Below are 17,379 nucleotides of genomic sequence, written 5' to 3' on the forward strand. Positions count from 1 at the left end.
CTCATTCACTAAATCACTCATTCACTAAATATATTTTATCTATAACTCTACCAATTCGCTAGATATTTTATCTAAAAAAGAAATGTCATAAAGTAAAACAAACTGCTAAATATTTTATTCAAATAAAATTTATCTGCTATTCAGCTCAATTGTTTCGACAACTATTTTCTATTTTTATTATATTTGCAGAACAATCTGGAATGAACTCATTGTTGTATTAACAATAGGTCATTTACCGCTGCGGCGGGTCGTTCAATAACACATTTTAACTTCCCGATGAAAATCAATCTCAATACTCAAGAATCCTTTGAAAGCCGACATCAAGGCAAAAGCGAACATGATTTACAGGCAATGTTGAAAACCATCGGCGCCGATTCGCTTGACACACTCATCAATCAAACAGTTCCGGAACAGATTCGTCTGCAAACTCCTTTAAACCTGCCTGCGGCTAAATCAGAAGCTGACTTCTTAGCCGATTTTAAAGTGCTGGCACAAAAAAATAAGATTTTTAAATCATATATCGGTACCGGATATTATGATACCATAGTACCAAATGTTATTCTAAGAAATATTCTAGAAAACCCTTCGTGGTACACAGCTTATACACCATATCAGGCCGAGATTGCTCAAGGCCGCTTAGAAATGCTTCTGAATTTCCAGACCATGGTCATCGACCTGACAGGTATGGAAATTGCTAACGCTTCATTACTAGATGAAGGAACAGCGGCAGCAGAAGCCCTGACGATGTTGCACAATATCCGTCCGGCTGCGAAGAAAAACGCTAATACTTTCTTTATATCAGAGCTTTGTCACCCTCAAACCATTGATGTGGTATTGGGTCGTGCAAAACCGCTGGGTATTACAGTTGTGGTAGGCAACCATGAAACTTTCGACCTGACACAGGAAGATGTGTATGGGGTTTTATTACAATATCCGGCTACAAACGGAGAGGTTTATGATTATACTGATTTAATCACCTCAGCACATGAATTGAATGTAACAGTAGCCGTGGCAGCTGATTTATTGGCATTGACCTTATTGACTCCTCCAGGCGAAATGGGTGCTGATGTGGTTGTAGGTTCTGCGCAACGTTTAGGTGTACCTATGGGATATGGTGGCCCTCATGCTGCTTATTTTGCAACGAAAGATGCCTTTAAACGTCAGATTCCAGGGCGTATCATTGGGGTATCAATAGACGCACAAGGTAATCGTGCTTTGCGTATGGCTTTACAAACCCGTGAGCAACATATCCGTCGCGAAAAAGCTACTTCTAATATCTGTACTGCTCAGGTACTACTATCGGTAATGGCAGCAGCTTATGGTATCTATCATGGACCACAAGGCTTGAAAAATATAGCGGCTAAAGTACATGGTTTAACCAGACTATTTGCTGAATCAGTAGAAGGTCTGGATTATCAGTTATTGACACATAATTATTTCGATACCGTTACACTTCATACAGAAGATAGCACTGCTCTTCGTGCAATTGCCGAAGCAAAAGGGGTAAACTTCAGATACCTTGAACAAGGTAATGTAAGTATCTCTTTCGACGAAACCAAGACCTTAGCTGATGTAGAAGAATTGCTGAGCATCTTCGCAGAAGCTAGTGGCAAAGAAGCAAAAATCAACCTGAAAAATGAGATTGATATTGTTTTTGCGCCGAGCCTGAATCGTACGTCAACATACATGACGCATCCGGTGTTCAGTTCTTATCATACCGAGCATGAGATGTTGCGTTACCTGAAATCTTTGGAAAACAAAGATTTGTCTTTAGTGCATTCAATGATTTCTTTGGGTAGCTGTACCATGAAACTCAATGCCACTGCCGAGATGATTCCGGTTACATGGCCTGAGTTTGGTAAGATACACCCATTTGCCCCTCAGGAACAAACACAAGGTTATCAACAACTATTTCAGGAATTGAACGATTGGTTATGCGCTATTACAGGTTTCGCCAGAATGTCGTTGCAACCAAACTCAGGTGCACAGGGCGAATATGCAGGCTTAATGGTTATCAGAGCCTATCACGAAAGCCGTGAAGAAGGACACCGTAATATTGCCTTGATACCATCTTCGGCACACGGTACCAACCCTGCATCAGCTGTGATGGCAGGTATGCAGGTGATTGTAACCAAATGTGATGAAAGAGGTAATATTGATGTAGAAGACCTAAAAGCGAAAGCTGAACAATATGCCGACAGACTTTCTTGTCTGATGGCGACCTATCCATCAACGCATGGTGTTTTTGAAGAATCAATCAAAGAAATCTGTGAGATTATCCATCAAAATGGTGGGCAGGTATATATGGATGGTGCCAATATGAATGCGCAGGTAGGTTTAACCTCTCCAGCATCTATTGGTGCGGACGTTTGCCACCTGAATCTTCATAAAACATTTTGTATCCCTCATGGTGGAGGTGGCCCGGGAATGGGGCCAATCGGAGTAGCGCAACACTTAGTACCTTTCTTACCAAACCATAAAGTAGTGCCTGTTTCGGGTTATGATGGTGTACATGCTATCTCGGCAGGACCTTATGGTAGTGCCAGTATCCTGACTATCTCTTATGCATATATTGCTATGATGGGTGGTGAAGGTGTAACGAATGCTACCAAATACGCTATTCTCAATGCCAACTATATCAAGGCTCGTCTGGAAGAGAAATATCAGATTTTGTATACGGGTAGCAATGGCCGTTGTGCGCACGAAATGATTGTTGACTTACGTCCGTTCAAATCATCGGCAGGAGTAGAGGCGGAAGATGTAGCCAAACGTTTAATGGACTACAACTTCCATGCACCAACTTTGTCGTTCCCAGTTGCAGGAACTTTGATGATTGAGCCAACAGAATCAGAATCAAAAGCAGAGCTTGACCGTTTCTGTGATGCTTTGTTAAACATCAGAGAAGAAATCAGTGAGGTAGAAGCAGGCAATGCCGATAAAGCCAATAACGTATTGAAAAATGCACCACACACGGCGGCAGTAGTATTAGCCGAAAACTGGGACAAACAATACACCAGAGAGAAAGCGGCTTTCCCGTTACCATACGTAAAAGCCAACAAATTCTGGGCAACCGTAAGCCGTATTGACTCTGCATATGGAGATAGAAATTTAGTGTGTGCTTGCCCTCCGGTTGAGGAATATGAAGGGTGATTTCTAAGGAAATTTATATGAATACAGATAGAGGTGTAGTTTTGGCTGCACCTCTTTTGTTTGATATAGATGTAGCAAAGTCGTAGGTTATGCGTTTTGTATTTTACTTTATTTAACTAGGCCATTTAATTTATCATAATATTAGTTGGTCATATTATTATAATTCTAGCAAAAACATTATTTTTGTCTTTATTATACCTAATACACTTTATTATTAATTTGTGACTTTTAATGAAAAGACTCCTACCAATTTTGCTTATTTTCGGTCTTATCTCTGCTCAAGCGCAACAAAAACGTTCAATTTAACCAATACCACGTATGGTTACTGATGCGAATTATCGCGTCGGTTGTTCGTTATTTACAGACCCCAACAATTATGCAACAGGTTCATCATTTTCTTATAGTGCACCTGTCAATAACAATTCTTACCTGACAGGCCCGAATGGTGCTAACTATGATTGTTTGTATTCGGTACCCAATCAGGCGTGGTTTGTAATCACAGTTAATACGGGAGGGAATTTGTCGTTTAATTTCTCTAACACAAATGACTATGATGTTGATGCAGCCATCTGGGGACCAATTAGCAATAATGATATGGCTAATGCCTGTGCAGCTACACTTAATACACCTATAAGCTGTGATTTCGATGGTACCCGGCCAGATTTATATATTAGTAATGCGCAGGCAGGACAGAAATATGTGATGGTAGTATCGAATTATTCGAATGCCAATACAACTATTAATATTAATCAGCCCACTGGTGGAAACGTTACTTATGCCATGGTCAATCTGCCAAACTGTACAATCATACCTACAGCAACTTTAAGTGGTACAAGTACTACTATTACGGAAGGGCAGCCGGTTACACTTAACCTCAGTTTTACAGGAAGTGCTCCCTGGAATTATACGCTTTCAGACGGAACAATGGGAACAGCCTATGCTTCTCCGGTTAACATAAATGTTTATCCTACTGCGTCACAAACATTTACCATTAACTCGGTAAGCAACCTTTGCGGTACCAATAGCGGTACGGGTAGTGTCGGGATCTCTGTTCTAAGAAACATTTTAATGAAATCCTGTTTCCCGCTTGATGGAAATGCAACTGACTCAAAAGGAATAAATAATGGCACGCTGCAGAATGGTGTTTTAACTACGTCTAACCGAAATAGTGAAGCCAATAAAGCCTTGCAATTTGATGGTATAAACGATTATGTCAGTATACCGACCAATCAGCTAAACAATACTACTTTTTCAGTTGCTGCTTGGGTAAAATTAGATGAATTGCCTACAAGTGTTAATACGGAAAAAGTTATCTTGTCATTGGGAGGCACAAGTGATGACCATTATCTGGGTGTTGAATATTACAATGGTGCGCCTTCATGGAAATTCTTTTCAAATGACTCAAAAGTATATTCAACTGCCATTGTTAATAATGATTGGCACTTACTAGTTGCTGTGAGAACCGGAGGAGTTTTAAAACTATACATAGATGGGGTTTTGACAGGCTCAACCTTTGCTTCCGGAACAGCTACTTATAGTAGTCCGTTATCAGGCAGGATAGGAAGCAGTATTGCAGGCAGTAAGTTTTTGAAAGGTAAAGTAGATGACATTAAGATTTTCAACGGATCATTGATTGATCCTGAGATTTTATTACTTCAGAATTCTGTTGATTGTAATGATGTAATTCAAGATAGTTATATTTCAATTCAAAGTGTCAGTACTTATCTTATATGTACTAATAGCCCATTTATTGTAAGAGGAATCACTAATAATTTAACTATCGAAACGGGAACTTCATTTGTGGCAGAACTTTCTGATGAAAGTGGTAATTTTAGTAACCCAACAGTCATTGGTTCTTCTGAATTCTTGCCACTGACAGTCACCATTCCTAATACCGTAACTGGCGGGAGTCATAAACTCAGAATCAGATACGGCTCAATTATCAGTATTAACACTTTTGATATATTCGTTAATAAATCAGCAACTTATAATATAACCGGTACTACCGCTATTAATGACGGACAATCGGCTAATATTTCCTTGAATTTTACAGGGACAGGCCCGTGGAATTATGTTTTGTCAACCGGATTGAGTGGTGCAGCCACTACAAGCCCATGGGTCATTCCTGTAACACCTGACCAAAGTACAACATACACGGTTGTATCAGTACAGAATGTATGTAGTAACGCTGCTCCAGATGGAAATACTAGCGCAACTATTACAGTTAATTTTACAAAGCAGAATGTAACCTGTCTGCCTTTTAACGGTAATGCTAGTGATCAGAAAGCAAATAATACAACAACCGTCATTGGCGCATTACTGACCGAAAACAGATATGGGCAAACCAATTCAGCATTTTCTTTTAATGGCACCAGTAATTATATAGAATATACTACCAACCTTTTGCGTAAACGTGAATATACTATGTCTGCCTGGGTATTGGCTAATAATATTTCAGGTGGGACACAATATGTATTATCACAAGGAGAAGCGGGCACTTATACTTTTCAGGGTTTAGCTTTGACTAATTCAGGCTGGGAGTTTATTTCTTATTCTAACGGGGGAGCTTATACAGCTACCTCAACTACTAACTGGGCCGCTAACCAATGGGTACACCTGACGGCTGTCAGAACCTATCAGCAGTTGCGTTTGTATGTAAATGGTAATCTGGTGGCTACTACTTATAGTTTAGATAATATTCCTTTTAAAACCTCAGATATTGGCCGGATTGGTGCCAATAGTTCAAACTTAGGTAATTATTTTAATGGAAAAATCGATGATGTAAGATTATACAAAGGTGCTTTGAATGACGAAGAAGTATATGCTCTATATGCTAACACAGGCAATTGCCCTACCATTGAGAATTCGCCAATTATTCTGGTAAAATCTCTATCGCCAACAACAGTTTGCGCAGGTAATACCATTAGTGTAGATTATGCATCAAGTAGTATAAGCCCAACAGTAGGCTCGCCGCTTAAAGTTCAGCTATCAGACCAAAACGGAAGCTTTGCTAATCCAACTGTGATTGGAAGCGGAATCAGCAGCCCTATTACTGCTACTATTCCTATTAATGCACCAAGCAGTAGTTTATATAAAGTAAGAATTGTTTCAAGTGGAGGATCTCCATTAACAAGCATTACTACTGCTACACTTAATGTGAGCGGAGCACTACCAACAGCTACTATATCGGGCGGAGGGAATATCCCTTACGGTGGAAGTACTAATCTGACTATTACCTTCACAGGTACATCTCCCTGGACATACGCCATTAATAATGGTTCAAGCCAGATCACAAGTACTAATCCGCTTACAATTTCGGTTTCTCCAACCAGCACCACTACTTATGCAGTTACAAGTATATCTAATAGTTGTGGTATAGGAACGGTAAGTGGTAGTGCAACTATTACTGTTGCACCAAATATTATTTTAGGTAGTATTGCTAATTCATTTTGTTATGGGCAATCTTTTGATGTATCCTTTACCCCAAACTATACACCTGTTTCTAGTTTTAAAGTAGAATTATCAAATGCTATAGGAAGCTTTGCAAGTCCAGTTACCATTGGAACAGGTACAAGCTCTCCAATTTCAGTAATTATTCCTGCTAATACAGCTGATGGTACAGGTTATAAAATCAGGATTGTAACTACTTCACCAGCCTATACTAGTCCAGAATCTGCAAGTTTGACCATAATAGGTAAAGCTACAGCAGCTATTTCTGGAACAACTACTATTAATTACGGACAATCAGCAAATTTGACCGTTACTTTTGGCGGAACGGGCCCCTGGACTTATAAAATTAATAATGGCACGAGCCAGACTACTAGTACGAATCCTCTGACAGTTCAGGTTTCACCAACTTCTACTACTACTTATAATGTTACTTCAGTTTCGAATAGTTGCGGCAACGGTACCGTAAGTGGAAGCGTTGTAGTAACAGTGAATCCTAATATTATTTTAGGTAATATTGCTAGTTCATTTTGCTTTGGACAAACTTTCGCAGTACCTTTTACAGCAAACTATACACCTAGTCCTAATTTCAAAGCAGAGTTATCGGATGCCAGCGGCAATTTTACAAGTCCAACTACTATTGGAACTGGCACAAGCTCGCCAATCTCTGTTACTATTCCGGCTAATACACCTGGTGGCACAGCCTATAAAATCAGGATTGTAACTACTTCACCCGCTTATACGAGTCCTGAGTTTACAAATTTGACTGTAATAGCTAAGCCAACAGCAACTATATCGGGTACGACAACTATAAAAAAAGAGCAGTCAGCAACGCTTACTGTCAATTTTACAGGAAGCGGCCCATGGACATATAAAATTAATAATGGGGTAAACCAAACTACAAGTATTAATCCTTTATCTTTAACTGTTTCACCTACTTCGACAATCACTTATACTGTTACATCTATATCAAATGCTTGTGGTAGTGGCACTGCCAGCGGAAGTGCGGTGGTTACAGTAACTAATGAACCTTATTTGGTTTCTTGTTATTTGTTTAATGGAGATTTGAATGATAGCAAAGGTAATAATCATGGAACAAAGGGTTCGGGAGTAAGTTTTACAACAGACCGTTTTAATAACCCAAATAGTGCCATATTAATGAATGGGAATTACCAGAATAGTTATGTAGATATACCTTTAGACGAACTAATAAATGGTTCGGCGTATACATTTTCACTATGGTTTAATGCTTCAGAACATGCTGCTTATGATATAAATGGTAATAACTGGGGGAGAAATATTTTTACAGTTATGCCTGAGCTTCCACCTGGAGAAAGTGTTAATTATAATTATGGCAAATCTCAATCGATATCTCTTAAAAACACATTTCCTGGTGAAGAGCAGGCAAGAAGTGCCTTATATTACGGAACTGTATGTAATGTTAATAATAGCCAATGTTTTACACCCTTTAATACACCGACTGATATAATTACGCTTAATACCTGGTATCATATAGTTGTAACAAGAGAGAATAACGTAGTAAAATTGTATAGAAACGGGACTCTTTTAAAAACTATTTCAGTTATTGCCTTCAATTCAAATCTGGGTAGTTTAAGAGGATACATTGGTAAGTCTCTTGAGGATGAGGGAATAGGTGATGGTTTCAAAGGTAAATTTGATGATTTAAAAATATATAGAAGAGCTTTAAATGCTTCTCAAATCTCAGCCTTATATAATCAGACTAATTGTGATGATATTGTTGATATATCTTTTGTTAATTTATTGTCAGTTTCAACAAGTACTATGTGTAAGGGACAGAATGTCTCTATTCAATATTCTTCCCAGAAAATTACAGGATCAATAACAGCGGAATTATCTGATGCTAATGGAAGTTTTGCATCACCAATTGTTATAGGTTCCGGAACTACCAGCCCTATAGTTGCTCAAATTCCGGCAAATCAGGAACTTGGAACCGGCTATAAAATCAGGTTAGTTCTATCTGATAATGTTGCAGTAATAAGTAATTTTTCTCAGGCACTTTCTGTGAATAGTACCAGTACAGCTATACTAATGGGTAATGCAACCATCAATGAGGGTCAATCAGCAAATCTTACCATCAATTTTACTGGAAGCGCTCCATGGACTTATAAAATTAACAACGGAACAAGTCAGACAACAAGTACATCTTCGTTGACTCTTAACGTTACCCCGATAGTTACCACTACTTATACTATTACTTCCCTTTCAAATACCTGTGGTAATGGTACTGCAAGTGGTAGTGCTCCTGTTACTGTCTTGAATATACCATTTTTGATTTCCTGTTATTCGTTTAATGGAAATATGACAGATGGTAAGGGAAACAATAATGGAACCCTTTTTGGAGCCTCTTATACTACAGACCGCTTTAATAAACCGAATAGTGCTTTATCTTTTGAAGGAAGCGGTAGCAACTATGGTGAAATTCCTTTAGATGAATTATCAAATTTGTCTGCCTATACCTTTTCGATTTGGATTAATGTTCCAATACATGATGCTTATGAAAATGGGCGGAATATCTTTGTTGTAATGCCACCTTATGGTGCACCTGAGCCTGAGCTATACCGTGGAAAAACTGAGTCTTTGATTCTTAGAACGAATATGGGAGCGAGTCAGTCTGCCATTTACTATGGTACTGCTGCAGGAGATTATCAACATTTAATTGATGGAAATACTCCAATTACTGCTATTGATACTTGGTATAATTTGGTAATTACTAAACAAAACAATATAATAAAATTATACTCTAATGGGATTCTATTAAAAACTATCTCTTATACATCAGGCAATCTGAACGTAAGCAATTTAAAAGGATATATCGGAAGAGCATTTGAAAGTTTTTTAGGCTATGTATTTAAAGGTAAAATGGATGACCTACAAATTTATAGAAATGCGTTATCACCAGGACAGGTACAGGCTTTATATAAAAACAGTACAAATAATTCTAACGCATGTTTCGATGCAGCCAAATTTACTTGTCTAGCCGATATTACTTATAACTCAATGTTAGAAGGGAAACAAGTATTATCGGTTAAAAATCAAATAACCGGAAGTAGTACTATTCAGACAGGTGCAAATATTTATTTTGATGCCAAAAACTCAATTTTACTTACACCAGGCTTTAAAACAGAAGCTAATACTATATTCACAGCTAAACCGGGCGAAGGTTGTATTGATTAATTAAGTGTGTCTTTCTTCACTAAAAATATTAAAGTGAGCATGTTTTTATTGGATGGTTTATGTTTTATTTGATAATAAAATCTAAACCATCCTCTCATGACAAAAAACAACTACAAAGGAGCCATTACAGGTGCCGCTTTTCTTATGGCGACCTCTGCTATAGGGCCTGGATTTCTTACACAAACTACAGTCTTTACAGGTCAACTATTCGCAAGTTTTGGTTTTGTTATTGTATTATCGATTCTATTAGATATTGCCGCACAATTGAATATCTGGCGGGTAGTGGCCGTAAGCAATAAAAGAGCACAGGATTTAGCTAATGATTTAATTCCGGGGCTTGGCTATGTATTAGCTTTTTTGATTGTAATCGGAGGTTTAGCTTTTAATATCGGTAATGTAGCAGGAGCTGGTTTAGGATTTGAGGTACTTTTTGGGATAGATGTAAAAATAGGAGCGATAATCAGTGCTATTATTGCTGTTGGGATATTTCTATCAAAAGAAGCAGGAAAAGTGATGGATAATTTTGCCAAAATCCTGGGCTTTGTGATGATAATCTTGATTTTGTATGTAGTATTTGTAGCTCAACCCCCTTTTTTTGATGCGATACATCACACCATTATTCCTCAAAAATTTGATGCCTTGGCTACCATTACCTTAGTTGGAGGGACAGTAGGCGGATATATTACTTTTGCAGGAGTACATCGCTTAATTGATGCAGGCGTAGGTGGCCAGGAAAACCTGCCTCAGATTAACAAAAGTGCTACCACTGGTATTCTGGTAACGGCCATAGTACGCTATTTGCTCTTTTTAGCATCTTTAGGGGTAGTTGTTGCAGGTTTTAGTTTAAATAAAGATAATCCGGCGGCTTCTGTATTTCAGCAGGCAGCAGGAAATATAGGCTATAAGATTTTTGGTATAGTCATCTGGTGTGCGGCTATCACTTCGGTAGTTGGAGCTGCCTATACTTCAGTTTCTTTCTTTCGCACTTTTCACCCTGTCTTCGAAAAATTTCATAAGCAAATTATTATTGGCTTCATTGTTTTTTCAACCGTTGTTTTTGTTTCTGTGGGTAATCCGGTCAGGATTTTAGTTTGGGTGGGTACGCTTAACGGCTTTATTTTACCTGTGGGGCTGGCAATTATTTTACTAGCAAGCACAAAAACAAGATTAATGGGTGCTTATAAACATTCAATCTTTCTTCAAATAATCGGCTGGATAGTGGTGTTGGCTATGCTTGGAATGGCAATTAAGGCTTTCATTTAGATAGATAAAAGTAAGGGTGAGAAAATTTCTATTTAATAATTTGGTTTATTTTATAAACTACTTTATAATTGTGAAAGAATTTATCAATTTTACAATGGAGGAAAAACCAATTACCCGGAATGAAAGTCTGCTCATCATCGAAAGTATGATTGAGACAACCAAAAAGAAAATAACAAAATTGGATAGTTATTACTCGCTTATGTGGGGTTATCTAGTCTTAATTGCCAGTTTTCTGAACTATTATTTACTTAGCACAGGCTATGGCAATCAATCCTATCTGGCATGGTGCCTGATGATTGTGGGAGCAGTAGCAAGTCTTGCTTTGGGGCTTAAACAAAAAAAAAGCCAGAAAATATCTACCTACTTTGATAAAGTACTGATATTCCTATGGTCAGGTTTTATGATTTGCATTTTAATTCTGATTTTGAATATGCAATTCATCAATTTCCAGATTATCCCGTTAATTTTGCTGCTATATGGCATTGCATTATTTGTTAATGGAGGAATACTAAAATTTACGCCGCAGATTATAGGAGCTATAGTTGCCTGGATAGGTTGCTTCATTGCTTTTAGGGTAGAAATGAAAGAGCAGCTATTGGTTACAGCAGCCGTTGTAGTGATTGCCTATATTATACCAGGGCATATTTTGTTTAATAAGGCACAGAAAAATGTTTAACGATTTAGATCCTCTCATTCATTCACAATTACGCTTAGCTATTATGTCTATCCTTGTCGGGGTTGAGCAAGCTGAATTTGTGTATCTGAAAGAAAAAACCAATGCAACCTCAGGAAATCTGAGCGTTCAATTAGAAAAATTGCAACAAGCTAATTATATCAGTATCGAAAAAACATTCAAAGGGAAATATCCTCTTACTATCTGCAGGATAACTACTCAAGGTGGAGAGGCTTTCAGTAGATATGTAAAAGACTTACAAGCTTATTTAAGAAATACCTAAATTTTTTTACAAATAAAGTTTACATTATAAACTACTTTATAAAAATGAAGAATTATCTTGATTATTTGTTATTACTATTTTTATTATGTGTAGGTTTTACACCAATGGCACAACCTACTTTGAAACCAAGCCCAAAATTGCTGGAAGCAATGAATAAAACCTATTTTTTGGTGGGAAAGTGGAAAGGCACTGGGTGGATTCAGTTTGGCCCTAAAAAGAACAATTTTATCCAGACAGAAGATGTCTCTTTAAAAGCCAATAATACAGTCGTTCAGATTGAAGGCAGGGGAGTAGCCGCTGAAGATACCAGTATAGTAATTCATCAAGCATATGCTACTGTCTCTTATGATTTGTATAATAACAAGTACCTGATGCGAGCCATCAGAGGAGATGGTGGGCATGTAGATGCAGATTTTAACGTTTTAGCTGATGGAGCGATTGAATGGAAATTTAAAAACCCGCAGGCAGGGGAGATTAAGTATACGATTCGATTAATAGACAATAAATGGGTTGAAAAAGGAGAAATTAGTAGAGATGGTCAAAGCTGGATGCAATTCTTTGAAATGTCATTAGCTAAAGTTAAATAGCTCACTTTAAATTTTTCAGTTTTTTTACAATCAATCTCCCCTGCGTATAGGTTTTTATTGTATTTTTGCAGCGTTGAAACTTAAAACTCAGACTAATATGTTCGGTTATCAATATCCTACTTGGGTTGCTATCTTATTTTTTGTTGTTTTATTAGTTATTTCTTTTGCCGTTGGTAAATGGTTAGTTAAAAAAGACAGAAATTACGATGGACTTTGAGCCCAAAAGTTATAGGTAAGTATCAATAAGTAGTCAGAAGATTGCTTATTGATATTTATCAGAAAATCCCTTCCTCTAAGTGTAATATTTCTTTGTTTGGTAACTTTTTTGTGAGTAGACGTGCCACAATACTACTTCTTGTACCATTCGAGCAAGCAACAATAATCGTATCATAGTTACTTAGCTCTCCAAGTCTTTCAGTAATCTCATGTGGCGGGATATTTATACCCCCGATATTAAAATCAGCAAATTCCCATACTTCCCGTACATCTAATAGCAACGTTTTAGGTTTGGTAAGAGCAGCTTCGAGGTCTTGCTGTGATATTTCAGTGAAGTCAGACAATTGATTAGTATTATTGAACTTTTGTATTTAAGGGAATCATATCTTAACCCAGATAAAGAAATCGCAAGATTAAGATATGATTTTATTATATATGAGAATAACTAATATCAGGCATATAATGCGTCTCTTTGCGCTTTTACTTTTTCGTTAGTCAGATAATCATCAAAGTCCATCAGTTTATCTAAACAGCCATTTGGTGTTAATTCTATCACACGCGTAGCTACAGTCTGAGTCAATTGGTGGTCATGACAAGTAAAGAGAATATTGCTTGGGAAATCTTCCATGCCCTTGTTAAGTGCCTGAATCGATTCAAGGTCTAAGTGGTTGGTAGGCTCGTCGAAAAGCAATACATTGGCTCCTGAAAGCATCATTCTGGAGAACATACAACGTTGTTTTTCTCCCCCTGATAGTACCGTACATTTTTTCAAGGCTTCCTCACCCGAGAACAACATTCTACCCAGGAATCCTCTGATAAAGGTCTCATCTTTCTCAGTTGAATACTGGCGCAACCAATCTACAAGGTCAAGACTGCCATCAGTGAAATACTCTGTATTATCATTAGGCAAATAACTATTGGTAATAGTAATACCCCATTTGAACGAACCACCTGTTGCTTTTCTTTCTCCCATCAGAATATCAAACAAAGCCGTTACTGCGAGCCCATCTTTGCTAAGGAAAGCAATTTTTTCGTTACGACCTACCTGAAAGCTTAGATTCTTGAATAGGTAAGTTCCGTCTTCTAGTTTGTAGCTTAGGTTCTCAACCAATAGAATCTGGTCTCCAACCTCACGCTCAGGTTTAAAACCGATATAAGGATATTTACGTGAAGAAGGTTGAATCTGTTCAATATTCAATTTCTCAATCATCTTCTGACGGGCAGTAGCTTGTTTCGACTTAGCCACGTTAGCAGAGAAACGACGAATGAACTCCTCCAACTCTTTCTTTTTCTCTTCAGCTTTTTTGTTCTGATCAGCTTTCTGACGTGCCGCTAATTGGCTGGATTCGTACCAGAACGAATAGTTACCACCATAAAGGGTAATCTTTTTATAATCAAGGTCAGCGATATAAGTACACACATTGTCAAGGAAGTGACGGTCATGGGATACTACTATAACGGTATTCTTGAAGTTCATCAGGAAGTTCTCTAACCACAAGATAGACTCAATATCTAAGTTGTTAGTAGGCTCATCTAAAAGCAGAATATCAGGGTTACCAAACAATGCCTGGGCCAACAAAACCTTTACTTTATCAGTAGGGTTCATATCTGCCATGATATTGTAATGCAAATCTTCTTTGATTCCTAAACCTGATAACAATGAAGCGGCATCTGATTCTGCTTCCCAGCCATTCATTTCGGCAAATTCAGCCTCTAACTCTGCGGCCCGGTTGCCATCTTCTTCTGAAAAATCAGGTTTGGCATAAATGGCGTCTTTTTCTACAATGATTTCAGATAAACGTTCATTCCCTCTGATAACTGTGTTTAAAACAGTTTCATCGTCAAAGGCATTCTGGTTTTGTTTTAAAACTGACATCCTTTCGCCCGGATCCATACTTACGTTACCAGAAGTCGGCTCAATTTCACCTGAAAGAATTTTTACAAAAGTTGATTTTCCTGCTCCGTTAGCGCCTATAAGCCCATAAACGTTGCCTGGAGTAAATTTTAAATTAACCTCTTCGAAAAGTGTGCGTTTTCCGAAACGAAGCGAAATATTTGAAACTGTTAGCATTTATATCAAAAGAATTTATAATGTCGATTATGATTGGATTTATATGTAAAGAACAACAGCTATTTGCATAAAATTCTAAAGAATACCTTTATCGGCAAAGCTGTAATACCCGTTATCACCAAAAATCAGATGGTCAAGGATTGGAATATCTAATAGACGTCCAGCTTCTTTTACTCGTTTAGTCAGGTCTAAATCTGCCTGACTGGGTGTCAGATTTCCAGAGGGGTGATTGTGTACTAAAATAATGGCAGAGGCCAGATACTCAATAGCGCTCTTGAAAATTATCTTAGGGTCGGCTACTGTACCTGCTACGCCTCCTATACTTATCTGAAATGGCCTGATTACCTCACTAGCACGGTTGAGCAATAAAACCCAGAATTGCTCATGTGATAAATCAAGCAAATATGGTCTCATCGCCTGATAAGCATCTCCTGACGAAGTTATTTTTGCTTTTTTTACTACCTCACTCTCTTTCCTTCTTCTGCCTAATTCAAGGGCTGCTGCTATTGAAATAGCCTTGGCGTCGCCAACTCCTTTAAATTTCATCAGGTCGTTTATACTTAGCCTGGCTAATTCGTTGAGATTATTGCCGACACTATGCAGGATGAGCTTTGATAAATCAACAGCTGATAATTCTCTTGTGCCGGAACCAATCAGAATAGCGATTAATTCGGCATCAGAAAGGGCAGCTCTGCCTTTAAGCATTAGTTTTTCTCTAGGACGATCTTCTTCAGCCCAGGAAAGAATATTGTTCATAAGTTTAGTAAGGTTGCAGCAATATATTTTTATACAATACTAAACAAAAAATGCCCACGGAGGCGTTTCCATGAGCAAAATATTGTATCACACACCGATTATGCCAAAGCGGCTATGTGTTTCGCTAAACCAGATTTCAAGTTTGCTGCTTTGTTTTTGTGGATAACGTTTTTACGCGCTAATTTATCCAACATAGAAGCGGCTGATTTAAACAACTCTGTTGCTGCTACTTTATCTGTAAGAGCACGTAGTTTTCTAACAATAGTACGAGTTGTTTTGTGTTGGTAACGATTTCTCAAACGTTTTGCCTCGTTCGCTCTGATACGTTTTAATGCCGACTTATGATTTGCCATTTTATTTTAAAAAATTTGTCTGTTCTTTCTTTCGAATTCCAATTGAGGGTGCAAAAATAAGAATTTTCTTAATAACTACAAAACAGAACTATAAAAATATAACAGTAAGTATCCGATTTTGTGTCTTTAAAATGCTCTTTATCTCTAAACAAGAAAAAAAGCACACAAAACGCGTGCTTTTTCTGAATATTCTTTGATGAACAGAAATAAAATTATTTTATCTCTGAATTAATAACCAATACTTTTTCCCAATTAGCTTCATTTGATTTTTCAAATGCCTGATATTGGGCACTCTCACGGAATTTCGCTAATTCACTATCAGTTCTGAAAGTGAGATAGTGCATTACGTCATACTCTGCGTTTGAACCATTTGAAATGGTGTTACCAGCAGAATAATTAACTATTTCAGGAAGTTCGCGTTTCAAATCCTGAAATTGTTCCAAATGTTTTTTAATAGCCTCTACCGAAGTTCCTTCTTTGAACTTGTAGCAAACAATGCTTTGTTTCTGCGCTTTTGGTGGCGTATAGGCTGAACCATAGGCTACCATTAAAAAAGCAAACACTCCCAGAGCTATTGCTGGCATTACATATCTTAATAACGATTTTTTCTGTGTATGACTCATTTTGATTTTTCCGAATAATATTTTGTATTACACTGCAAATATAACTGAAATTATTTTAAATCATTGCACTTTTTCAAGAAAATATTTTATTGATTTTATATTTTTCTGTTTTTGCAGAATAATATTCTGTTTTTGCGGGAAGTTTCGAAATTAATGAAAATGTGAACAAATAGTAAAAAAGGAAGAATAGGTTTAATTTTTAGAGGTTTTTGTTCAAAAAATAAAAACTCTCAAATATGAAGGTTTCAGATTTGAGAGTTTCAATATGAAAAATGTATTTTTTCTGATTTTAAGGATACAAAATCAGCTTTTTACGATTCCTTAATATAAAAAATAAAATTTTGTGCTTTTATAAAAACGTTGCAATTGCTTTTTTAACTTTATCACTCTCGCAACCGGGGGCAAGATGCCCACAGTCGCCTGTTAACTCTACATAGTTGGTATTCAAAGCCTTAGCAAATTCCGAAGCCGTATGCGGATTCACCATTGCATCTCGTGTCGCAACTATTACCCATTACCCAAAGCATCTACTAAAATCAGGTAGAATTTGGTTGTATCCACCATTGTTCCGGCATTGCCTATCAAATTTTCACTTTTGCCGCCAAACCATGTTGGAAATAAGATGGCATTGCTTTTCTCAGCGTTTAATTGTCCGAAAGTACGATAACCCAATTTGCAATTTTGAATAGTTTTACCTCCTTGTGTTTTGAACTGACCCATGGAAGCAATTTTGAGGGTATT

At 37.4% G+C, this 17,379-nt stretch carries 13 protein-coding genes; 6 read left to right on the top strand and 7 right to left on the bottom strand.

From position 1 onward, the window contains the following. The first annotated feature begins 276 nt into the window (after positions 1 to 276). From gcvP to D0T08_RS22245, 6 genes are all read left to right on the top strand, one after another. Positions 277 to 3,150 carry an aminomethyl-transferring glycine dehydrogenase gene (gene gcvP / locus D0T08_RS22220; protein ID WP_116984954.1) on the top strand — a complete coding sequence of 958 codons (2,874 nt, stop codon included), beginning with the start codon at positions 277 to 279 and terminating at the stop codon, positions 3,148 to 3,150. Between the two features lie 318 nt (positions 3,151 to 3,468). After that, positions 3,469 to 9,813 carry a LamG-like jellyroll fold domain-containing protein gene (locus tag D0T08_RS22225; RefSeq protein ID WP_116984955.1) on the top strand — a complete coding sequence of 2,115 codons (6,345 nt, stop codon included), beginning with the start codon at positions 3,469 to 3,471 and terminating at the stop codon, positions 9,811 to 9,813. A gap of 96 nt (positions 9,814 to 9,909) precedes the next feature. Further along, positions 9,910 to 11,076, top strand: a complete 1,167-nt coding sequence (locus D0T08_RS22230; protein WP_116984956.1) for an NRAMP family divalent metal transporter — start codon at positions 9,910 to 9,912, stop codon at positions 11,074 to 11,076. 70 nt (positions 11,077 to 11,146) lie between these two features. After that, positions 11,147 to 11,752, top strand: coding sequence for a hypothetical protein (locus tag D0T08_RS22235; RefSeq protein ID WP_147322829.1), 606 nt, complete (start codon positions 11,147 to 11,149; stop codon positions 11,750 to 11,752). Further along, the gene (locus D0T08_RS22240) at positions 11,745 to 12,032 is read left to right on the top strand and encodes a transcriptional regulator (RefSeq protein ID WP_116984958.1); all 288 of its coding nucleotides are present in this window, start codon (positions 11,745 to 11,747) and stop codon (positions 12,030 to 12,032) included. Before D0T08_RS22235 ends, D0T08_RS22240 begins: the two co-directional genes overlap by 8 nt. 44 nt (positions 12,033 to 12,076) lie before the next feature. Further along, entirely contained in the window at positions 12,077 to 12,619 is a 543-nt protein-coding gene (locus D0T08_RS22245; protein WP_116984959.1) for a hypothetical protein, read from the top strand. Positions 12,620 to 12,894: 275 nt separating this feature from the next. On the opposite strand, the gene D0T08_RS22250 is transcribed toward D0T08_RS22245, so the two are convergent. The 7 genes from D0T08_RS22250 to D0T08_RS22275 form a co-directional block, all read right to left on the bottom strand. Next, positions 12,895 to 13,179: a rhodanese-like domain-containing protein gene (locus D0T08_RS22250; RefSeq protein ID WP_158561330.1), complete on the bottom strand. Its 285-nt coding sequence runs from the start codon at positions 13,177 to 13,179 to the stop codon at positions 12,895 to 12,897. 107 nt (positions 13,180 to 13,286) lie between these two features. Next, entirely contained in the window at positions 13,287 to 14,906 is a 1,620-nt protein-coding gene (locus D0T08_RS22255) for an ABC-F family ATP-binding cassette domain-containing protein (protein WP_116984961.1), read from the bottom strand. A 75-nt stretch (positions 14,907 to 14,981) separates the two neighbouring features. Beyond that, positions 14,982 to 15,662 carry a RadC family protein gene (gene radC / locus D0T08_RS22260; protein ID WP_116984962.1) on the bottom strand — a complete coding sequence of 227 codons (681 nt, stop codon included), beginning with the start codon at positions 15,660 to 15,662 and terminating at the stop codon, positions 14,982 to 14,984. 98 nt (positions 15,663 to 15,760) lie between these two features. Next, positions 15,761 to 16,015: a 30S ribosomal protein S20 gene (rpsT, locus tag D0T08_RS22265; protein ID WP_116984963.1), complete on the bottom strand. Its 255-nt coding sequence runs from the start codon at positions 16,013 to 16,015 to the stop codon at positions 15,761 to 15,763. 212 nt (positions 16,016 to 16,227) lie between these two features. Continuing rightward, the gene (locus tag D0T08_RS22270) at positions 16,228 to 16,638 is read right to left on the bottom strand and encodes a Dabb family protein (protein ID WP_116984964.1); all 411 of its coding nucleotides are present in this window, start codon (positions 16,636 to 16,638) and stop codon (positions 16,228 to 16,230) included. A gap of 349 nt (positions 16,639 to 16,987) precedes the next feature. Next, complete coding sequence (locus D0T08_RS27650; protein ID WP_158561331.1) at positions 16,988 to 17,125, bottom strand: hypothetical protein; 138 nt, start codon at positions 17,123 to 17,125, stop codon at positions 16,988 to 16,990. 20 nt (positions 17,126 to 17,145) lie between these two features. After that, positions 17,146 to 17,358 (bottom strand): hypothetical protein, encoded by a 213-nt coding sequence (locus D0T08_RS22275; protein WP_147322830.1) that lies wholly within the window; start codon positions 17,356 to 17,358, stop codon positions 17,146 to 17,148. Positions 17,359 to 17,379 lie beyond the last annotated feature (21 nt).

Origin of the sequence: Emticicia sp. C21 (assembly GCF_003418935.1) — a bacterium.
Lineage (GTDB): Bacteria > Bacteroidota > Bacteroidia > Cytophagales > Spirosomataceae > Emticicia.